Source organism: Halomonas dongshanensis, assembly GCF_024790395.1.
Taxonomy (GTDB): domain Bacteria; phylum Pseudomonadota; class Gammaproteobacteria; order Pseudomonadales; family Halomonadaceae; genus Vreelandella; species Vreelandella dongshanensis.
Window position 1 is genome coordinate 297,658 of sequence record NZ_JAJISC010000004.1, and the last position, 23,479, is coordinate 321,136.

The 23,479-nt window shown below is 60.5% G+C and carries 19 protein-coding genes; 9 read left to right on the top strand and 10 right to left on the bottom strand.

The window, feature by feature from the left end; genetic code table 11:
• Positions 1-73 precede the first annotated feature (73 nt).
• The 3 genes from LLY24_RS10465 to hexR are packed head-to-tail and all read left to right on the top strand — an operon-like array spanning position 74 to position 5,425.
• Complete coding sequence (locus LLY24_RS10465; RefSeq protein ID WP_259036234.1) at positions 74-2,674, top strand: GAF domain-containing protein; 2,601 nt, start codon at positions 74-76, stop codon at positions 2,672-2,674.
• Positions 2,675-2,678: 4 nt separating this feature from the next.
• Positions 2,679-4,484 (top strand): EAL domain-containing response regulator, encoded by a 1,806-nt coding sequence (locus LLY24_RS10470; protein WP_259036235.1) that lies wholly within the window; start codon positions 2,679-2,681, stop codon positions 4,482-4,484.
• Positions 4,484-5,425 carry a transcriptional regulator HexR gene (gene hexR / locus LLY24_RS10475; RefSeq protein ID WP_282563387.1) on the top strand — a complete coding sequence of 314 codons (942 nt, stop codon included), beginning with the start codon at positions 4,484-4,486 and terminating at the stop codon, positions 5,423-5,425. Before LLY24_RS10470 ends, hexR begins: the two co-directional genes overlap by 1 nt.
• A gap of 30 nt (positions 5,426-5,455) precedes the next feature.
• Here the strand turns inward: hexR and LLY24_RS10480 are convergent, their stop codons facing one another.
• Positions 5,456-5,812 (bottom strand): RidA family protein, encoded by a 357-nt coding sequence (locus LLY24_RS10480; RefSeq protein WP_259036236.1) that lies wholly within the window; start codon positions 5,810-5,812, stop codon positions 5,456-5,458.
• Between the two features lie 119 nt (positions 5,813-5,931).
• Positions 5,932-6,411, bottom strand: a complete 480-nt coding sequence (locus LLY24_RS10485; RefSeq protein ID WP_259036237.1) for an Lrp/AsnC family transcriptional regulator — start codon at positions 6,409-6,411, stop codon at positions 5,932-5,934.
• Positions 6,412-6,632: 221 nt separating this feature from the next.
• Here LLY24_RS10485 and LLY24_RS10490 point away from each other — a divergent pair, with 221 nt between their 5' ends.
• From LLY24_RS10490 to cfa, 4 genes are all read left to right on the top strand, one after another.
• Positions 6,633-8,318, top strand: a complete 1,686-nt coding sequence (locus tag LLY24_RS10490; protein WP_259036238.1) for a 2-isopropylmalate synthase — start codon at positions 6,633-6,635, stop codon at positions 8,316-8,318.
• An 11-nt stretch (positions 8,319-8,329) separates the two neighbouring features.
• Complete coding sequence (locus LLY24_RS10495; protein ID WP_267135280.1) at positions 8,330-8,707, top strand: fluoride efflux transporter FluC; 378 nt, start codon at positions 8,330-8,332, stop codon at positions 8,705-8,707.
• Positions 8,704-9,114, top strand: a complete 411-nt coding sequence (locus tag LLY24_RS10500) for a fluoride efflux transporter FluC (protein WP_259036239.1) — start codon at positions 8,704-8,706, stop codon at positions 9,112-9,114. Before LLY24_RS10495 ends, LLY24_RS10500 begins: the two co-directional genes overlap by 4 nt.
• Before the next feature lie 218 nt (positions 9,115-9,332).
• Entirely contained in the window at positions 9,333-10,493 is a 1,161-nt protein-coding gene (gene cfa, locus LLY24_RS10505; RefSeq protein ID WP_259036240.1) for a cyclopropane fatty acyl phospholipid synthase, read from the top strand.
• On the opposite strand, the gene LLY24_RS10510 is transcribed toward cfa, so the two are convergent.
• The 3 genes from LLY24_RS10510 to LLY24_RS10520 all read right to left on the bottom strand — a co-directional run bounded on the left by LLY24_RS10510 (position 10,490) and on the right by LLY24_RS10520 (position 15,468).
• Entirely contained in the window at positions 10,490-11,506 is a 1,017-nt protein-coding gene (locus tag LLY24_RS10510; RefSeq protein WP_259036241.1) for an arsenic resistance protein, read from the bottom strand. The genes cfa and LLY24_RS10510 overlap by 4 nt on opposite strands.
• 10 nt (positions 11,507-11,516) lie before the next feature.
• Entirely contained in the window at positions 11,517-12,995 is a 1,479-nt protein-coding gene (locus tag LLY24_RS10515; RefSeq protein WP_259036242.1) for a SulP family inorganic anion transporter, read from the bottom strand.
• 298 nt (positions 12,996-13,293) lie between these two features.
• Positions 13,294-15,468, bottom strand: a complete 2,175-nt coding sequence (locus LLY24_RS10520; protein WP_259036243.1) for a TonB-dependent receptor — start codon at positions 15,466-15,468, stop codon at positions 13,294-13,296.
• Positions 15,469-15,819: 351 nt separating this feature from the next.
• On the opposite strand from LLY24_RS10520, the gene LLY24_RS10525 reads away from it, so the two are divergent.
• Positions 15,820-17,088: a methyl-accepting chemotaxis protein gene (locus tag LLY24_RS10525; protein WP_259036244.1), complete on the top strand. Its 1,269-nt coding sequence runs from the start codon at positions 15,820-15,822 to the stop codon at positions 17,086-17,088.
• A 76-nt stretch (positions 17,089-17,164) separates the two neighbouring features.
• Here LLY24_RS10525 and LLY24_RS10530 read toward each other — a convergent pair whose 3' ends face one another.
• From LLY24_RS10530 to dksA, 3 genes are all read right to left on the bottom strand, one after another.
• Positions 17,165-17,815 (bottom strand): peroxiredoxin, encoded by a 651-nt coding sequence (locus tag LLY24_RS10530; protein ID WP_259036245.1) that lies wholly within the window; start codon positions 17,813-17,815, stop codon positions 17,165-17,167.
• A 122-nt stretch (positions 17,816-17,937) separates the two neighbouring features.
• A complete protein-coding gene (locus LLY24_RS10535; protein ID WP_259036246.1) occupies positions 17,938-18,981 on the bottom strand; it encodes a CobW family GTP-binding protein in 1,044 nt (347 codons plus the stop codon).
• A complete protein-coding gene (gene dksA, locus LLY24_RS10540; RefSeq protein WP_259036247.1) occupies positions 18,978-19,463 on the bottom strand; it encodes an RNA polymerase-binding protein DksA in 486 nt (161 codons plus the stop codon). Before dksA ends, LLY24_RS10535 begins: the two co-directional genes overlap by 4 nt.
• A gap of 216 nt (positions 19,464-19,679) precedes the next feature.
• Here dksA and LLY24_RS10545 point away from each other — a divergent pair, with 216 nt between their 5' ends.
• Positions 19,680-20,324 carry a DUF1826 domain-containing protein gene (locus LLY24_RS10545; protein ID WP_259036248.1) on the top strand — a complete coding sequence of 215 codons (645 nt, stop codon included), beginning with the start codon at positions 19,680-19,682 and terminating at the stop codon, positions 20,322-20,324.
• Between the two features lie 23 nt (positions 20,325-20,347).
• Here the strand turns inward: LLY24_RS10545 and LLY24_RS10550 are convergent, their stop codons facing one another.
• Together LLY24_RS10550 and LLY24_RS10555 are read right to left on the bottom strand one after the other, a co-directional pair.
• Positions 20,348-21,781 (bottom strand): aminotransferase, encoded by a 1,434-nt coding sequence (locus LLY24_RS10550; RefSeq protein ID WP_259036249.1) that lies wholly within the window; start codon positions 21,779-21,781, stop codon positions 20,348-20,350.
• 69 nt (positions 21,782-21,850) lie between these two features.
• Positions 21,851-23,347 (bottom strand): NAD-dependent succinate-semialdehyde dehydrogenase, encoded by a 1,497-nt coding sequence (locus LLY24_RS10555; RefSeq protein ID WP_259036250.1) that lies wholly within the window; start codon positions 23,345-23,347, stop codon positions 21,851-21,853.
• Between the last annotated feature and the right edge of the window lie 132 nt (positions 23,348-23,479).

A 23,479-nucleotide genomic window follows, 5' to 3' on the forward strand; every position in this document is an offset into this window, starting at 1 on the left:
GCGGCTTAATTAACGTTTTGAAACACAGCCTCTATGGTATGTTGTCACTACCGCTCTTTCGAGACTCTTGTGAATGCATGCTGACGTAACGCCCGACCAGGAAGCCGAACGCCTCGCCGCGCTGCGGGAGCTTGCAATCCTCGATACGCCGAGCGAAGCGGTCTTCGACCAGTTGACCCAACTTGCCTGCGAGCTTTTCGATGCGCCCATTGCGCTGATCTCACTGCTCGACGAGCATCGCCAGTGGTTCAAATCCCACGCCGGGCTCGGCGTTCGCGAAACGGCTCGTGAGAGCTCGTTCTGCGCCTATACCCTGGCGCACGGCGACACCCTAGTGGTCGAAAACACCCTCGAAGACGAGCGCTTCACAGCCAATCCCTTAGTCACCGACAAGCCCCACATGCGCTTCTACGCCGGTCACCCGCTGGTGCTCGACGATGGCGTGATGGTCGGTGCTCTCTGCGTGATCGATACCCAGCCACGTACCTTCGATGCGCGTGAAAGACGCCTGCTCGCGGGCCTGGCAGGTCAGGCCGAAGCACTTTTGCACCATCATAAGGTCGAGGCCGAGCTTACCACGACGGCCCAGCGCTTCGAGGCACTGTTCATCAAAAGCGCTACCGGTAAGGTCCGTATCGATCGCAGGGGCAACATCATTGCCATCAACCCTTTTGCGCTCAACCTGCTGGGGTATGCCACCGAGGAGCTCACGGGGCAAAGCGCGACGACGCTTGCACCGCCCGAATACGCGTCGCTCTATCACGAGGTCATCAGCGCCTACCTCTCAGGCCACAAGGTCCGCGCCATCGATCAGCGCCGCGAAATCGAAGTCCAACATCGCGACGGGCGGCGCATTCCGGTGCATCTGACGCTCAACGCCATTCATAACGATCAGGGTGAGGTGATGGAGTTTCTCGGCGTCATCACCGATTTGACCGACGTCTACGCCGCTCAGCGCCGAATGCAGAAGGAGCAAAGCCTACTCAAGGTGCTGCACCAAGGCATTACCGACTACCAGGCGTTGATGTCCGGTGCCGGGCTTTGGACCTTCATGATGGAAGCTCTACGCGAACTGACCGATAGCGACTACGCCCTGATTGGTGAAGTCATTACCACACCCGAGCACAATGCGCTCAAGATCCACGCCATCACCGATCTCTCTTGGAACGAAGAGTCGCGCCAGCTAATGGAGCAGCTACGTAGCGGCGACATGACCCTGACCAGCGAGAACACCCTGCTCGGACGCGTCTATGCCCACGGCGAAGTGGTGATGACCGACGACGTCTACGGGCACCAGTATCGCGGCGGTTTTCCGCCCGGTCATCCGCGCCTGAACAACTATTTGGGCGTCCCCATCTATAGCGGCGCGCGGCTGATCGGCATGTACGCCATTGCCAACTGCCGCCAGCCTCTAAATCAGGCGCTAATCGACTGGCTACAGCCATTTACCGACACATGCGCCCTGTTGATCAATCTCTATCGCCAAATGGCCGAGCGGGAAGAGGCCGCCCGCGCGCTCGAGCACGCCCGCGACCAAGCCGAAGCCGCCAACCGCGCTAAAAGCGAGTTTCTCTCCTCGATGAGCCACGAGCTGCGCACCCCGCTCAACGCCATCCTCGGTTTCTCCCAGCTGCTGGGCAACGCCAAGCGTTACCCTTTGGCCGAAAAACAGCAGCGCCAGGTCGCTCAGATCGAAAAAAGCGGCCAGCACCTGCTGAGCTTGATCAACGAAGTCCTCGATCTGGCCAAGATCGAAGCCGGGCGGCTTTCGCTCTCCATCGAGCCGCTGTCGCTGGCCAACGTCTTCGACGACGCCTGCGCCACGCTCGAAGCCACCGCTGACGCGGCGGGTATCACCCTCACCTGCCACGCGCCACCCCAGGAGTGGATGATTGAGGCCGACTACACCCGTACCAAGCAGGTGCTGCTCAACCTGCTCTCCAACGCGATCAAGTACAACCGCCCGCAGGGGCACATCGACCTGCGCGCCGAACGCCAGGGCGAGCGGCTATGTATCAGCGTCAGCGACACCGGCATGGGCATCGATGCGCGCCACTTGAATGCGCTGTTCGAGCCGTTCAATCGCCTGGACGCCGAACACGGGCACATCGAGGGCACGGGCATCGGGCTCGCCATCACTCGCGAGCTGATCGAACGGATGGGCGGCGAGATCGGCGTCGAAAGCCGCGTGGGCCAAGGGTCTAGGTTCTATTTCACCCTGCCAGAAGCCTCCAACTCTGCGGCCAGCCGTGGCTGGCAAGCCACCGCCGATGACACGTTTGCGGCGCCAACGCAGCGGCGTACGTTGCTCTATATCGAAGATAATCCGGCCAACCAACGGCTGATGCAGGACATCATCGACGAGTTCGATGGCTATACCTTAAGCGTCGCCGCCAGCGCCGAAATGGGCCTTGAAATATTGCGCCACCAAACGCCCGATCTGGTCTTGATGGACATTCATCTGCCCGGCATGGACGGCTTTCGCGCCCTTACCGCCATTCGTCGCGAATATAGCCGCCAAGCGCTCCCCATCGTTGCGCTTTCGGCCAACGCCATGGAGAGTGATATCAAGCAAGGCGTCGCGGCAGGCTTCGATGCCTACCTCACCAAGCCGCTCGACATGGCCCAACTGCTGGCTACCCTGCGCCACTTTTTGCCCGCACCTTCGAGATAACGACATGGATGTGACCGCAATGGACATGACCGAGCCACACCTACTCGTCGTCGATGACAACGCCGCCAACGTCGAGCTAATGCTCGACCTGCTCGACGATCACGGCTTCGAAGACGTCATTGGTATCAACGACCCTTGCCAGGTAATGCCCCATTGCCTGATACGGCTACCCGACCTGATCCTGCTCGACATTCGCATGCCGATCATGGATGGCTACGCGGTCATCGAACAGTTACAGAGCCTTCTCGGTGACAAGGCGCCGCCGATCATCGTGCTTACCGCACAGATCGATGACGAGACGCGCCATCGCGCGCTGAAGATGGGTGTGCGCGACTTTTTGACCAAGCCGCTGAAGCATGACGAAGTCCTGCAGCGCATCCGCAATACGCTCAACGTCGAGCAGCGCTTTCGCCAGCGCGATGAAGAAGCCGTCACGCTTGCCCAGGTAGTCACCGAACGCACCCGCGAGCTCGATCGTCAGTCGCGTACCGACCCCGTCACTCAGCTACCCAACCGCCGGGGGTTGATTCAGCAGATCGAACAAGCGCCGCGAGCAGGCTATTTGGGCTTGCTGTTCATTGCCCTCGATGGCCTGGATGACACCATTCGCCTACACGGCTATCGCGTCACCGAATCGTTGATGCAGCAGCTCGGCGCTCGACTGTCCCTGGCGCTTGCCGAGCACGCCCAACAACGGCCAACCGAAGCACCTACGCTGGGGCTATGGGGCGGCAGCGAATTTCTCGTCGTTGCCCCCTGTAGCGCCTTGGCCGAGCTCGATGAACTTGCCGAGCAGGTGCTAGGCCACTTCGAGCACGACCAGGCGCTAGACGACTTGCTGCTACCCATCAAAGCGCGGATCGGTATCAGTTGGCACGTCGATGAAGCGCAAACGGCATGTGACGCCGAGCGCCTCGTGCATCAAGCGGCACTGGCTCTCCCCCAGCAAGCCGAGAACGCTATTCAACGCTATAGCGAACCCCTAGCCGAACAGCGTCTCGAGCGTCTGCGCTTGCAACAAGCGCTACGCGATGCTCACCTGCGCGGTGAAATGTGGCTCGCCTTCCAGCCCAAGCTGTGCATGCGAACGCACCGCATTATTGGTGCCGAAGCGTTGCTGCGCTGGGACCATCCGACGCTGGGCAGCGTCTCACCGGGGCTGTTTATTCCTCTGGCCGAAGCCAGCGGCGACATTCTCGCCATTGGCGAGTGGGTCATCGACGAGGCCCTCGCGCATATCCAACGCTGGCGCGCTCAGGGGCTACTGGGCGACGATTTCCATATCGCCGTCAACGTCGCGGCGCGTCAGTTGGCACGGCGAACCTTTGCCGAAGACCTACTCGCCCGCCTTAGCCAGCGCAACATTCCGCCGCGCTATTTGGCGCTTGAGGTCACCGAGTCAGGGCTTATGGGCGACATGAAAAATGCCATCCAGCAGCTTACCCTGCTTTCCGAGACGTGTATCGCCGTGGCGATCGACGACTTCGGCACAGGGCACTCTTCACTTGCCTATTTGAAAACGCTGCCGTTTTCGACGCTCAAGATCGACCGTTTCTTCGTCAAAGATCTCGAAGAGAACGACATTGATCGCCAACTGGCGCGCACCATCGTCCAACTCGCCCATAGCGTGGGGCGTGACGTCGTGGCCGAAGGCATCGAAACCGATGCCCAAGCCAACTACCTGCGCTCGATCGGCTGCGAAATGGCCCAAGGCTTTCTGTATGCCAGGCCCCTGCCCGCCGATGCGTTCACACAGTGGTGCGAGACGTGGACGCCTTCTGATCACCTTTCGACCCCGGAGACCCCCTAATGGCGCACGACCTGCTCGAACGCCTGCGCGAACGCCTGGAGGAGCTCAACCGCTCCGAGCGCAAGGTCGCCGATGTAATCCTCGCCGACCCTGCGGCTGCCACTAGCCTTAGCATCGCCAACCTGGCCAATGCCGCCAGCGTCAGCGAGCCCACGGTCAATCGCTTTTGCCGCAACTTTGGCGCCAAGGGCTACCCCGATTTCAAGATCAAGCTGGCGCAGAGCCTGGCGGGCGGTACGCCCTACGTCACTCGTAACGTCGAGCCCGGCGATAACGCCGCGCAGTACACCAGCAAGATCTTCGGTGCCACCATTGCCGCTCTCGACGAAGCTCAGCGCCAGGTCGATATCGCAGCCGTCGAGCGTATGGTCGACTACCTTGCCCAGGCCAAACAGATTCACTTTTTCGGCCTCGGCACGTCAGGCGCCGTGGCTCAGGACGCCCAGCACAAGTTCTTTCGCTTCAACCTGCCGGTCAGCGTCTACATCGACGTTTTGATGCAGCGCATGGTTGCCGCCGCCTGCCATACCGGTGACGTGGTCGTGGTGATCTCCTACACCGGGCGCACCCGAGAGTTGGTCGATATAGCACGCCTTGCCCGCCAAGCAGGGGCAGTGGTGCTCGGTATCACCGCGCCCGACTCGCCCATCGCCCGCGAGTGCACGGCAACGCTTGCCGTCGATACGCCGGAAGATACCGACCACTACATGCCAATGACCTCGAGAATGGTTCAGCTAACGCTGATCGACGCCCTGGCTACCGGCGTCACATTGCGCCGTGGAGAGGATTTCCTACCTCATCTCAAGACGATCAAAGAGAGTTTGCGCGATACTCGCTTTCCGCCCGAAACGGCAAACAAAGCGAGCAGCGATGCAAGCCAAAAGGGCGCGCAAAAGAAAATCACACAGCGCAAGCGTGGGGCAGGAAAAGCCGCCCACTAAGGGCGGCAAAGCGAACTGGATGGTCGTCGATTAGTTCACCGCAGTGGTGACGGTGATCTCGACCTTGAGCTCGCTGGCGGGCATGGGGGCGCACACGCAGGTACGTGCGGGCGCATGACCTTCGGGCACCCAGGCGTCCCATACGGCGTTCATGGCGGCGAAGTCTTCACCATGGCTGAGATAGATAGTGGCGCTAAGCAGCTGCTCGCGGCTAGAGCCGATCTCTTCGAGCAGCGCATCGACGCGCGCCAGCATGCTCTCGGTTTGCGCGGTGATATCGCCCTGGCGCGCCTCGGGCCCGGCGACCTGGCCGCACAGATAGGCCACGCCCTGGTGAATCACGGCGCGGCTCATGCGGGCTTTGGTATCGTGGCGCTGAATGGTCATGGCAAACCTCACTGGTTTTAGGAAAAAAGGCAGTGTAAACGCCTGCCTTAGCGCTGACCATATGGCGTTGCGAAACAAGGCGCCACGCCCGCTTACTTCACCGGCTTACTCGACCGGACTTACTCTACAGGGATGGGGCGGCGCTCGAACACCCGGCGTAGTACGAAACTCGTGTGCGCGCCGGTCACGCCCTCGATCCGGTTGATCACGTGCAGCAGCAGGTGCTGATAGTCGTCCATGTCCCTGACCAGAATCTTGAGTTGAAAATCCGCCGACTGGCCGGTGATGATCAAGCACTCGATGACGTTGGGAATCTCGCGCACGTGGCGCTCGAAGTTATCGAAACGCTCGGGCGTATGCTGGTCCATGGCGATATGCAATAGCGCCATCAGCTGATAGCCCAAGGGGCGTGAGTCGACATCGGCGCGATAGCCGAGAATCAAGCCGTGCTCCTCTAGAGCACGCACCCGGCGCAGGCAGGGCGAAGGGGAAAGCCCAATGCGGTCAGCCAACTCTTGGTTGCTGATCCGCCCCTCCTGCTGGAGGATGGTGAGAATGTGGCGGTCAAATCGATCCAGCGTCAGTACGTCGGTCGCCATTGCGCAGTTCCTGCTAAAAAATTTCAATCGGTCGGCACTATCTTCCAAATCATCGCCAAAGTAGCCGTTTTTCGCAACCATCTGCCACGGCGTTCGGCGTACACTGGCTACACTGCCAAAAGCAGACGAACCTTGAGCGGCACATCCCGCCGCGTCTGGTTGACCGGTTTCGCTACCCGTCGAGACCTTTCCCGATTACCGCTGACTTTCAGGATATCGACATGGCTGCCTTTGATCATCGCAAGTACCGCCCCGCGCCGCGCGTTCCCGCCTTCGACCGCCAATGGCCGGACCGCGACCTCGACCACGCTCCTATCTGGGTGAGCGAGGACCTACGCGATGGCAACCAGGCGCTACTTGAACCGATGACCGTGGCGCAGAAGCAGCGCTTTTGGCATCAGATCATCAAGGTCGGTATCAAAGAGGTCATGGTTGGCTTTCCCTCCGCGAGCCAACCCGACTACGATTTCGTTCGCTGGCTGATCGAAGAGGATCAAATCCCCGACGACGTCACTATTGCCGTGCTGGTGCAGTGTCGCGAACACCTGATCGAAAAGACCTTCGAGTCTCTGGTGGGGGTGAAGCGTGCAATCATCCACCTCTACAACTCCACCTCGACGATTCAGCGCGAGCGCGTCTTCGAGATGGATCGCGCCGGTATCACCGATATCGCCGTTCAGGGCGCGACCTGGGTCAAGACCTACGCCGAGCGCTATCCAGACGTGGCCTGGCGTTTCCAATACTCGCCCGAAAGCTTCTCCAGCACCGAGATCGACTTTTCGATCGCCATCTGCGAGGCGGTGATGGACGTCTGGCAGCCGACGCCCGAGAACAAGTGCATTCTCAACCTGCCAACCACGGTGGAGGTGGCAGGCCCGCATCATCACGCCGATCAGATCGAGTACTTCTGCCAGCACATCAAAAATCGCGACAGCGTGATCATCTCGGTGCATACCCACAACGACCGCGGCGGCGCGGTGGCCTCGGCGGAGCTGGCGCTGCTGGCCGGTGCCGAGCGCGTCGAGGGCACGCTCTTGGGTAACGGCGAGCGTACCGGCAACATGGATATCGTCACCCTGGCGATGAACCTCTACAGCCAAGGGATCGATCCCGAACTCGATCTCTCCCAGCCCGACGAGATCATTCAGGTGGTCAACGACTGCACCGGGATCGCCATTCATCCGCGTCATCCGTGGATCGGCGAGATGGTCTACACCGCCTTCTCCGGCAGCCACCAGGACGCCATTCGCAAGTCGCTCAAAAAGCAGCGCCCCGACGAGCCCTGGCAGGTCGCTTACCTGCCCATCGACCCGCACGACATCGGCCGCGATTACCAAGCGGTTATTCGCGTCAATAGCCAATCCGGCAAGGGCGGCATGGCGTTCTTGCTGGAGCGCGATTACGGCATCAATCTGCCGCGCTGGATGATGCTCGCCCTCGCGCCCCACGTGCAGCAGGAGAGCGAAAAGCGCGCAAGCGAATTGAGCAGCGCCGTCGTGCGCGACGTGCTCTTCGAGCGCTTTACCGTCGAGGCGCCGCTGACGCTTACCGACTACCGCTTGGCCAAGGGCACCGGTGAGACCCTCGAGATCACCCTGCGCCATAACGATGAAACTCTGCGCCTAAGCGGCAGCGGAAACGGCGCCATGTCGGCCTTTACCCAAGCCTGGGCGCGCCACTCGGGGCGTAGCATCAGTATTCTCGACTACAGTGAGCATTCGCTTGGCGGCGATAGCGATGCCAATGCCATCGCCTTCGTCCAGCTCAACATCGACGGCCAGCGCATCTGCTCCGTGGCCGAGGATAGCGACACCGTTAGCGCCTCACTGAAGGCGCTGATCTCGGGCATCAACCAGTCCGGCGCCCATATCGGCGCCAAGCAGACAGCCACCGAGGTAACGGTCTGATCCACGCTATTTTGCCACTGCTGTTAGTCGCCGCCGGGGGAGCCCTCGGCGGCGTTTTGCGTGTTGCCCTGTCAAACGCCGTCGCGCGCCGGTTTCCGCCGCCCTTTCCCTGGGGCACGCTGGTAGTCAATTTAAGCGGCGCCTTCGTCGCGGGCGCTTGGCTTGGCCATCACGGTCTCCCTCAGGGGGAGGCTGACCTTGCTTGGCTGCTGGTCGTGGGTGGGCTGCTTGGCGGCTACACCACGGTCTCCTCGTTCAGCCTGCAAACGCTCGCACTATGGCAGCAGGGCAAAGGCGTCAAAGCGCTTTGCAATGGGGTTGCAACGCTCTACGGCGGTCTACTGGCCGCCGCCTTGGGGGCAGCGCTTTTTGGTGGATTAACGCCATGAAGGGGGTGAATCGCGCTTTGGGAGGCCAGCTCAATCACTATGCTGCCGTGGCAGCCGGTAGCGCGCTGGGAAGCGTGCTGCGCTACGGCGTCTCGCTTGCCTGCTTGGCCTTTGTCGGCAGCGGCTTTCCCTGGGCCACGCTTGGCGTGAATTTGCTCGGCTCCTGGCTGATCGCCTGGTGGGCAACGCGCGCCAGTGCCACGCCCGGCGGGTTTATCCAACGCTGGCAGAGCTTCGTGGTCGCCGGTTTCTGCGGCGGCTTCACGACCTTTTCGCTGTTTAGCCTGGAGAGTCTTACGCTGCTCCAGACCCACGCACCCCTTACCGCTCTGGCCTACTTTCTTCTTACCCCACCGCTTTGGCTTGCCTTTGCCGCTTGGGGCGCGCAGGTGGCTCGGCGCTCTTAGGTAGACGCCTTCTCACGGACTCGTATCTGCCCACGCCCGTTGACATCGGCATTGTTTCAAGTCGTCACCTTTTAAAAACTTGATAGCCTGCTAATATATTTTCTGACACGTAAACGTCTCATGCGTGCCCGGCGAGTCCTAACGGTACCCTGGGTTTTTCCCATGCCACCGTCGACGGCTCGTGAACCCACAGAGCAGGCACAACGGAGGTAACTGGCTTGGAAAACACAGCGCTGTCACATCACCATCGCTTCTTCGACGAGCACTCCTCTTCTTATCGCTTCATTGCCGATCTGCTAGCCAAGGCAGATATTCAGATCGACGGCGAACGCGCCTGGGATATTCAGTTGATGGCCCCGGGCGTTATCGAAAATGCTCTGGCGCGAGGAAACCTCGGCCTCGGCGAGAGCTATATCGAAGGCCACTGGGAGGCCGAACGGCTCGACGACTTTTTCTATCGTCTTTTGAACGCGCGCCTGCCCGAGCAGGTAAATACCGGAAAGCTGATTTACCACGCGCTTGCCACGCGCCTGCTCAACCGTCAGAGCCTCAAACGCGCTTGGCGCGTGGGTGAAGCTCATTACGACCTGGGCAACGACTTCTACGCCGCCATGCTTGATCGACGCATGACCTACACTTGCGGCTACTGGCGCGAGGCGACGACGCTAGACGCCGCGCAAGAGGCCAAGCTCGACTTGATATGCCGCAAGATCGGCCTTGAGCCCGGTATGCGCGTGCTCGATATCGGCTGTGGTTGGGGCAGCTTCATGGCCTATGCCGCCGAGCACTACGGCGTGGAGTGCGTGGGACTGACGATTTCGCGCGAACAGGCAGAGTATGGCAAGACGCTGATACACAAGGGCCTACCGGTCGAATTTCGGCTGCAGGACTACCGCCTGGAGAGCGAGCAGTTCGACCGGATCGTCAGCATCGGCATGTTCGAGCACGTGGGGCATAAAAACTACCGCGACTTCATGGCGATGGCCCACCGCTGCCTGACCGAGGATGGTCTCTTTCTGCTCCACACCATCGGCAAGAACGTTCGCGATACCCTGCCCGATCCATGGATCGACAAGTATATTTTCCCCAACGGTGAGCTGCCCTCGCTAACTCACGTAAGCGAGGCCACCGATGGCCTTTTCATCACCGAAGACATGCATAACTTCGGCGCCGACTACGACCGCACGCTGATGGCCTGGTACGCCAACTTCGAGGCCGCTTGGCCGCGCTTTCGCGATCAGTTCGGCGACGCCTTCTATCGGATGTGGCGCTACTACCTGCTGAGCTGCGCGGGGGCGTTTCGCGCCCGGCATATTCAGCTTTGGCAGTTCGTGCTCAGCAAGCGTGGCGTCGCCGACGGCTACCACCGTATCAGCTAAGGTTCGCGCAGCGAAACGTCAGGCTCGCCAATGAGCCGGGGCACCAAGCTCACGTAAACGAGCATGCCGAAAAGCTCCACCAGCGACTGGAAGACGATGACGATGGCCGCCGCTTCAAAACCGCTGGGGAGCGAGAGCGCTAGAGGCAGCACGAGAAAAGAGTTACGCGTACCGAGGCTAAAGGTGAGCGTACGCCCTGCCCTTGGCGCCAGCGCCGTGCTCAGCGCTTTACCCACGAGCGCCGCCGCCGCAAGATAGGCAATGAAGATTGTCAGTAGCTGCCAAAAGGCGCCACCGATCTCGCCGATGATCTGCACCTGCGCACAGGCAATGAGAAAGACCACCACCGCCAGCAGCGGTACGGGCAGCCAGCCCATCGCCGCCATCCATATAGCGAGCGCGCCTTTACGCGCGGCGCCCCTCTGCCCCGTCACCTTACCCGCTGACAGCTTTTCGCTGAGGGCCGCCAGCGCCAAGGGCAGAAAAATTACGCCAAGGCCAGGCAGAAGCGACGTGATAAGCGGCGCGAGGGCCAAACGCTCGCCGAGCATGACGTGCAAATAGAGCGGCAACAGCGGTAGCTGCAGCCCCAGCAGCAGTGGCGCCACGGCCACCGCGCGGGCCCCGTCGCCGCGCCCCAAGTGAGCAAAGCCAATGAACCAGTCGGTGCAGGGCATCAGCAATACCAACAGCACCCCAAGCGTTGCGGCCGGGCCAAGGGGCACGAGCTGCACCAGCCCCCAGACGACGGCGGGCATGATGACGAAGTTGCCCACCATCAGCGCCATCACGAAGCGGATATCGCGCAGCGCACGAGTAACGTTTGCGAATGGCACCTGAGTAAAGGTGGCGTACAGCAGCCCCGCCAGCACCGGCCAAAGCCAGAGCTCAAGCGCCTCGCCAAGCGTGGGAGAGGCCCAACCGAGTGCAGCGCCCAGGGCAATGGCGAGAAGATAGAGCGCTACCTGATAGCGTTCGAGCACCTCTTTGCCTGCTGCCGTTTGCGCACTCATCGACGGGTGTCTAGTGGCCACCCGACGCGCTCGCGGCGTCAGGATTGGCGAAGCGATCGATGATCGTAGCGCTGGCGGCGTTGAGGCCAACGACCTCGACCTGAGTACCGGCGAGGCGGAACTTGGCAACCGCGCGATCGAGCGCCTGTACGGCAGTGATGTCCCAGAAATGGGCCTGAGTAAGATCGATCACCACGTGCTCGCATCCCTCTTTGAAGTCAAACGCCGCAATGAAACGCTGGGTAGAGACGAAGAATATCTGTCCGCTCACCCGATAGCGGCGCACGCCACTCGCTTCATCGCGTTCGCTCTCGACCACCAAGAGCTTACTCACCTTGTTGGCGAAGAACACCGCCGCCAGTAGCACACCGGCAAAGACCCCGAGGGCCAGGTTATGCGTCCCCACGGTCACCGCTACGGTTGCCAGCATCACCGCGTTGGTACTTAGCGGATGGCTTTTAAGATTGCGGATCGACCCCCAGTCGAAGGTACCGATCGACACCATGATCATTACCGCCACCAGTGCCGCCATGGGAATCTGCGACACCCAATCGGAGAGAAACACCACCATGACCAGCAAAAGCGCGCCCGCAATGAAGGTCGACAGACGCCCACGCCCACCGGAGGTCACGTTGATCACCGACTGACCGATCATGGCGCACCCCGCCATGCCGCCCATTAAGCCCGCGCCAATGTTGGCAAGCCCTTGACCCTTGCACTCGCGGTTCTTGTCGCTGGGCGTATCGGTCATGTCGTCGACGATGGTCGCCGTCATCATCGACTCGAGCAACCCCACCACCGCCAGCATCAAGGCGTAAGGCAGGATGATCGACAGCGTTTCCAGGTTGAGAGGGACGTCGGGCCAGAGGAACACCGGCAGCGTATCTGGCAGCGCGCCCATATCGCCCACGGTGCGAATCTCCATGCCGCTTACCAGATAGACGATGGTCAGCACCACGATGCACACCAGAGGTGACGGCAACGACTTGCCCACCAGCGGCAGGTAGGGAAACAGATAGATGATACCCAGGCCCGCCGCCGTCATGGCGTAGACGTGCCAGGTGACGCCGGTGAGCTCGGGTAGCTGGGCCATAAAGATAAGAATCGCCAGCGCGTTAACGAAGCCGGTCACCACCGAGCGCGAAACGAAGCGCATCAGCTCGGCAAGCTTCAAGTAGCCTACCGCGATTTGCACGACGCCGGTCAAGAGCGTGGCGGCGAAGAGATACTCGAGGCCGTGCTCGCGCACCAGCGTCACCATCAAGAGCGCCATGGCCCCCGTGGCTGCCGAGATCATACCCGGTCGTCCACCGGCGAAGGCGATGATCACCGCGATGCAGAACGAGGCGTAAAGCCCGACCTTAGGGTCGACCCCCGCAATGATGGAGAACGCGATGGCTTCGGGAATCAGCGCCAGCGCCACGACGATCCCCGAAAGGGTGTCGCCTTTGATATTAGAAAACCACTCGTGTCGATCAAACAGAGCCATGGCAAGATCCAGAATGTGTCGTTGATAACGTGTCGTTGATAACGTTATGGAGAAAACTGTCGGAAAACAGAAAAGCGCGCGCGCAGCCGAACGCAGCGCACGAACGCCGTCACGCGAAGAGGGGAAGGCAAAAACCTAGGGTGGACTCAAATGTGTCGAAGCGTGCATGGCAGGGAGCGTCGTTAGAGTGGGTATCATCATTCAAGCGAGCCGCGAGTATACCAGCAAATACACTACAAAGAACGCGGGCGCTTTTGAAAAGCGCCCGCGTTTGATCAGCCAAGCAGTGGCGTGTGGTTTAAAACTCGACGGTGGCCGAGAGTTTGAAGGTACGCGGCTCGCCTTGGATCAGATAACCAGCAAAGGCCGTGGAAGCGCCCGCCCAGTAATCTTCGTCGGTGACGTTGTCGATCCCTGCACGCCAGACCCAATCGGCACCGCCGATCGGCGTTGTGTAGCGCAGACCGAGATCGAGGCGCGTCCAGGAATCCAGCTCCAGATTATTGGCGACGTCGGCATACTGCGAGCCGGTGTGCACGACGCGTCCGGTGGCCGTTAGGCGCTCGACGAAGGGCGTATCCCACTCGCCGCCGAATACGAAGCGATAATCGGGCACACCGGTAGCATCGTTGCCTTGGCTGCCATCCTGGGTTTTGGTCAGCTCGGCATCGATCCAGGCTGCACTGCTGTAAAGGCGCACACCTTCGCTCGGCTCACCGTGAAGGCTCAGCTCGATACCGCGGTTGCGCTGTTCGTTATTGAGGCCGCCAACGCCGTCAATGACGCTCGCGGTCGGGAGCTCGATTTGAAACAGACTGATACCGCCGCCCAGCTGGCCGTAATCGAACTTGGCGCCAAGTTCATGCTGCTCGGCGTGGGCAATACCTAGATGCTGGCCAAAGTTCGTAGCGGTCGTATCGCTAACCGTACCGCCATCCTGCAGCGCTTCGACGTAGTTAGCGTAGAGCGAAACGTTCGGGTTGGCCTTGAAGAGCACCCCCACGGCAGGCGTCACACGACGATCGGCATAGCGATTGCTACCGCCAGCGTTGGGACGCTCGTCGATTTCGAGCTCCTGATAGCGTGCTCCCAGGGTAAGCAGTACCCGATCGTCCCAGAAGCCGAGCGTATCGCTCAAGGTGACGCCTTGGGAGCGGGTACGGGTTACGCTGCCTCCGTAGAACGGCACGCCATCCGGCCGTGTTAGATCGACAGGATCGTAAATATTGGTCGCCCCAGCCGCCAGGGAGCTCCAGTCGGTATCGAAGTTACGATAGGCACTCGAGTAGCCGAAGGTCACATCATGGCTCACTGGCCCCGTTACAATATAGCCACGAAGTCCGGCCTGGCTGGCAAAGTTATCGATATGATTGCGCGTTTCGAAGTCACTGACACTGGCATTACCCACATCATCGATAAGCCGCGGAGTCGCTGATACGATGCCTTCGAGTGTGCGATTTCCTCCCACAGCGGCGAAAGCAGTCCAGGCGTCGGTGAGGTCATATTCACCCCGAACCATACCGAAGTTGGTTTCTAGGTCGGTACCACCAAAAGAAGGCGTATAGTTTAGGGAGGAATCCGGCACAGCGGGCACTCGGGTTGCAACGTTGGTTCTAACGCTGGAGCGGCCGCCATCGAGGGTGAACTTTTGATGGCCAAAATCGAACAGCACGCGGCCCCGCTCACCGCGATAGTCGAGCCCGACGACGACCGAGGTATCGCGCTGGCTTTCGGCGTCGATGGCGGTATCGCCGCGCCCACGCACGGCGCTGACCCGCGCGCCCCACTCTTGCTGGTCGCCGAAGCGCTGGCTGGCATCCACCCCTACTTCGCCGTAGCTGTCCGAGCGATAGCCGCTTGAGAACTTGAGCATCGGCTCGTCACCGGCGTGCTTGGGCTCGATATTGATGGTGCCACCGATGCCGCCACTGCCACCAATGGGAATGCCCGAGGTAAAGGCGCTGGCACCCTTGAATACCTCGATACGCTCGGCGAGATCGCTATTGATGATTTGGCGCGGCAGTACACCGTAAAGGCCGCCATAGGCCACGTCGTCGCCGGTCAGGTTAAAACCGCGCACCTTGAACGCTTCACCGTAAATTCCGAAGCCCTGCCCCACCGATACCGAAGCGTCGTTCTGCAGCGTATCGCCCAGCGTCTGGGACTGCTGGTTCTCGATCAATTCGCTGGTGTAACTGATGACGTTAAAGGGGACGTCCATGGCATCCTTTTCACCCAGCAGACCCAACCGGCCACCGGCGGCGACTTGGCCGCCGACGTAAGGCGGCGGCGGCGTATCGCCGTAGGTGGGGATGGCGCCCATGACGGTGACGGTATCCAGCGCCTGCGCATCGGCGTTTGTCTGCGCCCAGGAGGTTACGGGCGCAATGCCCAATGCCAGGAGCGTCAGCACGCGAGAAAGCCGCGCTTTACGGCGCGCAGCCAGTTGACCGGAAGTGTTCCCTAACGACATGAGTTCGATCCGCGAGTAATTTTTAGGAGGCGCTCAAACGCCGATAACGCTAAAGGCTATTTGCGGCATTCTATCCAGCCTCTGCGTTGACAACAATGATAAACACAATGAGACGCTTTAGCACCAAAAGGAACGACCGTTCGATTTTATTTGCTGGCAAAAATAAATTACGCAAACTAAATTCCATAAACCTTACATTCGGTTACCTGTAAAGCCACCGCTGCCTTTCAAACGCCCTTTAATTCTTACAAAAAAGTATTTGTACAAAAGCAGTACAAAAGCTCAACAGAAAAATCATTTCCTGCTATCGTTTACGCCATAGATCGCCTATTGCCCTTTTTGAGGCCCCCCATGCTTTCGTTCAACCGACACGCCGCCCTGCCCCAGGCGCTTCAGGCACATACCGCCACGATCCACTTCACGCCCGAAGGCGTGATCAAGAACGCGAGCCCCCTGTTTCTCGACAAAGTAGGCTACTCGCTCGATCAAATCGTAGGGCAGCACCACAGCATTTTGTGCGCTCCCGAAGAGATCGCAGCACCCGATTACCGGCGCTTCTGGCTGGCGCTTGCCAGCGGTGAGGCGCAGCAGGGCAGCTACCGCCGCCTGCATGCCGACGGTAGCGAGCTCTGGCTCGAGGCGATCTACCTTCCCGTGAGCAATCGCCGCCACCGGGTTACACATATCATTAAAATCGCCAGCGACATTTCGCTCAAGCATAAGGCAGCGCAAAGCCAGAGCGCCGTGCTGAAAGCACTGGATAGCTCCATGGCGGTGATCGAATTCTCACCCGACGGTACGGTGCTCAACGCCAACGCCAATTTCGAGCGCACCATGGGCTATCGCAACGTATCGATCATTGGCCAACATCACCGTATGTTTTGTCCTCAGCACCTCGACGATCGGTTGGGGCTTTTCTGGCAAGAGCTCGCCCAAGGACATTTGAAGCAGGGTAAGTTCGAGCGCGTAAACGCCCTGGGGCACAGCGTATGGCTAGAAGCGACCTATAACCCGGTATACGACGAGCGCGGCAACGTCATCAAGGTTGTCAAATTTGCCACCGATATCACCCAGGCCATGGCGGAGAACGAGGCAGCCAAGCAGGCGGTGCTAACCGCCCAGAGCACCTCGACTCAGACCGAACAGATCGCTCAAAACGGCCTTGCCCACCTTCAACGCGTGCTCGAAGAGTCACGCCAGGCAGCACAGACGCTCGAAAACGCTCAAAAGCTAATGGCCGCGCTCAACCAACAGGCGCAGACCATCAACAGCATCACCGCGTCGATTGCCAAGATCGCCAACCAGACCAATCTGCTCTCTTTGAACGCCGCCGTCGAGGCTGCCCGGGCCGGGGAGCAAGGGCGCGGCTTTGCCGTGGTAGCCAACGAAGTACGCCAACTGGCGCGCGGGTCGAGCGAGGCGGTCGATGAGATCACTCGGGTGCTGAAGGAGAACAGCGAACTGGTCGAGCGCACGAGCCAAGCCGTCGCCGAGGTGGTGGCCCAGGGTAAAAGCAGCCAGGCAAGCGTTGGCGAGATCGAAATCATCGTCAACGAGATCCTCACCGGCGCACGCGGGGTATCGAGCTCCGTCGATCAGTTGGCACTGCCCACCCATTGAGCCTTACAAACGACGACGGCCCGCAAAGCAGGCCGTCGGTCAGGCATCGATTATAAACAGCGTCATTGGGTGACGGTCATTTTAGCGATGTCTTACGCAGGTAAGGCAATACGGCGTCAAAATCGCCGAATTTGGCCTTGGCATCATCGTCGGAGACGCTCGGCGGAATGATCACATCCTGACCCACGGTCCAGTCGGCGGGAGTCGCGATACCGTGCTGTACCGTAGCCTGCAGGGCATCCAGCGCGCGCAGGATCTCGGCGAAGTTACGTCCTACAGTCATCGGGTAGGTCATAGAGAGCTTGAGCTTCTTATCCGGGCCGATGATGAACACCGAACGCACCGTGGCGCTATCGGCCGGCGTGCGTCCATCCGGCAGGTAGGCGTCTTCGGGCAGCATATCGAAGAGCTTGGACACTTCGAGCCCCTCATCGGCGATGATGGGGAAATCGACTTGGCTGCCGCTGTACTGCGCGATGTCGCCTGCCCAGCGCTTGTGGTCCTCGACGCCATCGACGGAGACCCCGATCACCTTGGTGCCGCGCTTTTTCCACTCATCGGAAAGCGTGGCCACGGCACCAAACTCGGTGGTGCATACCGGTGTGAAGTCCTTGGGATGGGAAAACAAAATCGCCCAGCTATCACCAATCCAGTCGTGAAAGCGAATGGTCCCTTGGCTGGTCTGAGCATCGAAATCGGGTACGGTGGCGTTGATACGCAGTGACATTACGCGCTCCTCTTCATGGGTAGAAAGTGTAGAAGCATTATCGTTTCGAGCCTTCACTATAAAGGAGTTGGGATGATAACGCCGGATTTAAATAGGTTATTACCCAAAAATTTTTATAATTTTTAGCTATTAAAAAATCGAAACAGCTCGGCTACAGTCTCTTTCTCGACCCCTTTAGTGATGAACACGAACTGCGACGCGGCGCTGGCGACGGTTTCGGCAGGTAGCGTCGTGGGTGGGTGGAAGATGTGCTGCACGCCGTGCAGCGCTACCGGCGCGTCGCGATCGCTCAAATAGACGATGGCTTTCATGCGCAGAATTTTTTCACCCATGAAGCTCATGAGCAGATCCAGCCAGTTCTCCAGCGCCTCAGGGGCAATGGGCGTTGCCACCTCAAAGGAGAAAGTAGAGATATCGCTATGCAGCGTAGGAGCGCTAGCCGTCGCGCTAGGGTTGAGTAGCGCGGCACCGCTTGGCGGAGCATCGAATACGTAGCGCTCGGCTTTGAGCCAATGCGCAGGCTGGTAGCGCTGCGTTTTGCCGTGATAAAGACCTGCGCCTACTAGAAGCTGCGAATCGACCTTGCCCTCGACGATCTGCCACTGCTCCGCGGCCGGGTTGAGCTTGGCAAGCTGATTGGCCAAGCGCGAGACCCGCGTTTCATCCGCCAAATCGGTCTTGGTGAGCAGCAGGCGGTCGGCCAGGGCCACCTGGCGCTGTGACTCTTCGTGGCGCTGAAGCGTAGCCTCGCCCACCGCGCTATCGACGCAGCAGACGACGCTATCGAGCCGAAAACGGTGCGCCAGGAAATGGTCGGTCATCATCAATTGAAGCAGCGGCCCCGGATCGGCAAGGCCCGTGGTTTCGATCACGACGCGCTCGGGCAGCGGCTTGCTAGCTTCCTCAAGCGAGCTCAACGCCTCGGATAGCGTGCGACTCAAATCCCCTCGCAGCGTGCAGCAAAGACAGCCGCTGCTCATCTCGACCACCGCTTGCTCGTCGCTTTGGGTGACGAGGCGGTGATCCAACCCGACCTCACCGAACTCGTTGATCACCACGAGGGTGTGGCGCATGGAGGGCTGGCGAACCCAGCGGTTGAGCAGCGTGGTCTTGCCGCTACCTAGAAAGCCGGTCAATAAATTGACCGGGATTAGCGTATCGCTCATACCTCGCGTCTTGCCTTACGGTAGTGGTGTTCTTTCTGCTCTTGGCGCTCCTTGGCCTCGATGCAGAGCTTGGCCGTGGGGCGAAACAGCAAGCGAGCGATGCCGATGGGCTCGCCGGTCTCTTCGCAGTAGCCGTAGTCGCCGCTATCGATGCGTTTGATGGCGGCCTCGATATTGTGCAAAAGGCGCGTCTCTCTATCTGCTTGGCGCAGCGCCAAACGCAGCGCCTCTTCGGTGGAGGCTTGATCAGACTCGTCGCTGCCGCGCTCGTGAAAGGCGATATCGCCCTTCACCTCGCGGAGATGCGCTTCGACGTCGCTGCGCTCGGCTTCGAGCCGCTGGCGAAAGAAGTGGAGCTGCTCACCGTTCATATAGGCGTCGCTCGGCATGGCCAGTAGCGCGTCTTCGCGCGCTTTGATGCTATCTCTACTTAGACCATCGCCACTGTGTACACTGCCACTTTCCGCTCTCTTATGTTCCATACTCGCGGAATGGGTATTTGGGGACTCCGTTGCCTTCACGGATTCCGTCGCCGAACTCTCTTGGGCCATCGCGTTCTCGCCTCTCGTTCAGATATCGCTACGTGCCGGTTACCGACGCGCTCATTAAAAATGTTATAACATATCACTTATGCTGTTGCGATACGTCGCCCGTTCACCTGTTGGCATTTCCCATTCACTACTGCGTCGAGGAGTCTCATGCCGCCATCCGCCCTTCCCGCTTCGCTCGCCATCGATCACGCGGCCAGCGATGCCGACATTAGCGTGCTGCCCCGCATCTTCGAAGACGAGATCACCATTGCCATCATGACGCGCACCCTGCCCGCCGATATCGTCATGAGCGCTCAGGCTCAGTGCACCCGCGCGTGGCAGTTCTCCTGGCTCGGCTCGCCAGATGAAACCATGCACAAGGATCTGCGTTTGCGCCTGCCCTCACCGGATGCCGCCGATGCGCTGATCGAGGACGTACAAACTCTTGCCGAAGCCGTCGCCTACCTGTTCGATACCGAGACGGTCGGCATTCGCCTGCGCCATCTCGACCAGACCATGTGCCCGCGCTTTCACTGCGACAACCTTCCCGTGCGCTTGCTTACGACCTATCTTGGCCCTGGCAGTGAATGGCTTCCCGACACGGCGGTCGATCGCGCAGGCTTAGGCGCGCCGATACCGGGGCGCCCCGAGGCGCTGACCGATGCCAGCGCCATCCAGCGCTTGCAGCTAGGCGATGTGGCGTTAATTAAAGGCAGCGGCTGGGAGGGCTGCGAAACACGCGGCTTGGTGCATCGCAGCCCGCCGATGGCCGCAGGCGACAAACGCCTGCTGTTGACCATCGACCCCGCCTGAGGGCAAGCAGAAGGACGGCGCGCTTATAGCGTCAGGGCGGCCTCTTGGTTGCCCTTTTTCAGATCGCCCGAGCGCACGAGCTCATCGGTAACGCGGTCGATGGCGCGTTTGGCACGGGCGATCATGTCGTCTACTTCGTCACGGTTGATCACCAGCGGCGGGGCGAAGCCGAGAATGTCGCCCTGAGGCATCGCACGCGCGATCAGGTTCTCCTCCAGCGCCGCCATCGCGACTCGCGGCCCGACCTTGAGCGCGGGGTCGAAGTGCCGCCGCTGACGCGCATCGGGGGAGAACTCGAGTGCGGCCATTAGGCCCACGCCGCGCACGTCGCCGAGTAGCGGATGGCCCTCGAAGGTCGCTTTCAGGCGGTTTTGGAAGTAGCTTCCGGTTTCGGCGGCGTTGCCCACCAGGTTTTCGCGCTCGATGATGTCGAGGTTGGCGATACCCGCCGCGCAGCCTAGCACGTGGCCCGAGTAGGTCCAGCCGTGGCCGATGGGGCCGTACTCACCGGTGCCCTCTTCCAGCACCTTCCATACTTTCTCACCCACGATAACGCCCGACAGCGGCTGATACGCGCTGGTCAGCCCCTTGGCGATGGTCACCAAGTCCGGTCGCATGCCGTAGTGGTGGCTGCCAAAGTCGGAGCCGGTGCGGCCAAAGCCACACACTACTTCGTCGGCGATGAGCAGCACGTCGTACTTTTCCAACACCGCTTGGATCTCGTCCCAGTAGCCTTCCGGCGGCGGCACGATACCGCCCGTGCCCAGAACGGGCTCGCCGATGAAGGCGGCGACGGTATCCGGTCCCTCTTCGAGAATCATCGCTTCGAGTTTTTCGGCGCAGAAGGCCGAAAACTCACGCTCGCTCATACCGTGCTGCTCGGCCGCGCGCAGGTAGTAATGCGGCGCCTCAGTATGGCGAATGGTATCGATGGGCAGATCGAAGTGGTCGTGAAACGCCTTGAGCCCGGTGAGCGAGCCCGAGGCAATGCCCGAGCCGTGGTAGCCACGCATGCGCGAGATGACCTTTTTCTTCTGCGGCCGCCCCAACACGTTGTTGTAATAGCGCACGAGTTTGAGCTGGGTTTCGTTGGCATCACTCCCCGACATACCGTAGTAGACCTTGGACATGTTCATGCCCGCGATCTTCAAAATGCGCTCGGAGAGCGCGATCTGCGGCTCGTTGGAGTGGCCCACGTAGGTGTGGTAGTAGGAGAGCTCAAGCGCCTGCTGGTAGATCGCCTCGGCGATCTCGGTTCGCCCATAGCCAACGTTGACGCAGTAGAGGCCAGCGAAGCCGTCCATCAGCTCGCGGCCGTCCTTATCGACGATATGGATGCCCTTGCCGCCGGTGATGACGCGGCCCGGCGCATCGCCGTGGGCGAAGTCGCGCAGGTGGGTGGAGGCGTGGAACGTCACTTTGCGATCGCGCTCGATCAGCTCTTGATGCAGGCTCATAAGATTCTCACTCTGATAGCGAGAGGCGCCCGGCTTCGGGCGACTCGATAAAAAGATGCAAGGCGAAACTCAGCTGCCCGATACGGAGCCCAGGGCGCCGAGGCAGTAATACTTGGTTTCCAGGTACTCGTCGATGCCGCAGGCACCGCCTTCGCGGCCAAGGCCGGACTGTTTCACGCCGCCAAAGGGCACGGGCGGGCCGGTCATCTTGACCGAGTTGACGCTGACCATGCCGTACTCGAGCGCGCGCATGAGCTTCCAAATGCGCCGAATGTCGTAGGTATAGACGTAGGCTGCCAAGCCGTATTCGGTGTCGTTGGCCATGGCGATGACCTCGTCATCGTCGTGGTAGGCGGTAATGCCCGCCACGGGCGCGAAGTTCTCCTCGCGCCACACCTTCATCTCCGGTGTGACCCCGGTCAGCAGGACCGGCATGAAGAAATTCTCGCCCGGCGCGTCGCGCTGCTCGCCGGCCACTAAGGTAGCGCCACGCGAAATGGCGTCATCGACAATGGCGGCGGCCTTCTCCACCGCCTGGCGGTGAATCAGGGGGCCGAGATCGGTCTCGCCGTGCAGACCATTGCCCACGGTGAGTGCTGCCATACGCGCGGCAAAGTGTTCGACGAAGGCGTCATGAATGGAGACGTGAACCAAAATCCGGTTGGCCGCCAGACAGTCCTGCCCTGCCGTTTGAAATTTCGCCGCAACGGCAGCAAGGGCCGCTTCGCGCGGGTCCATATCCGGGCCGACGATGAAGGGCGCGTTACCGCCAAGTTCGAGCGAGAGCCGCTTAACGGTGCCCGCGCACTGCTCCATCAGCAGCCGACCGACGCGGGTCGAACCCGTGAACGACAGCGCCTTGACTCGCGGCTCGGCGCAGAGGATCCGCGAGACTTCGGCGGCCTCGCCCAGCACGACGTTAAAGATACCGGCGGGAATGCCCGCACGCTCGGCGAGTTCGGCAAGCGCCAGCGCCGAATAAGGCGTTTCATTGGCCGGCTTGACGATCACCGGGCAGCCTGCGGCCAGGGCAGCGGCGGCTTTACGGGTGATCATCGCCAGCGGAAAATTCCACGGCGTGATTAGTGCAGCAATGCCCACGGGCTCTTTGAGCGTTCCCAGCGCAGCGTTGGGAATATGGCTTGGGATGGTCTCGCCGTAGGTGCGTTTACCCTCCTCGGCGAACCAGCGCACGAAGCTGGCACCGTACTCTACCTCACCGCGCGCATCGGGCAGCGGCTTGCCCTGCTCTAACGTCATCACCAGCGCCAGGTCTTCGCGATGGGCCTGAATCAGGTCGTACCAGGCAAGTAAGCGCTCGCAGCGCTCGTCGGCACGCAGCGCGCGCCACTGAGTAAACGCCGCCTCGGCGGCATCCACCGCCGCTTTGATCTGCTCGGCTTCGAGCAGGGGAATATGGCCAATCGATTCACCCGTGGCGGGGTCGATCACTGCCTCTTCGCGGCCTTCGCTACCGTGGGTCCATTTGCCGTTGACGTAGGCATACTGGCGGAGCAAGCGCGGGTCGTTAAGCCGTTTGGCGAGAGTGGTCGATAGCGTCGTCATGGGTACCTCCTTCGGGGCACTCTTAGGGCAGTGCACCCACCGGCGATAGATAGGTGGGAACTGCCCTCAGGGTAAGGGAAGTCGACGACGAAGAGTTTTTGAACCACGCAGCGGGAACGTCGGTTTTTTTTG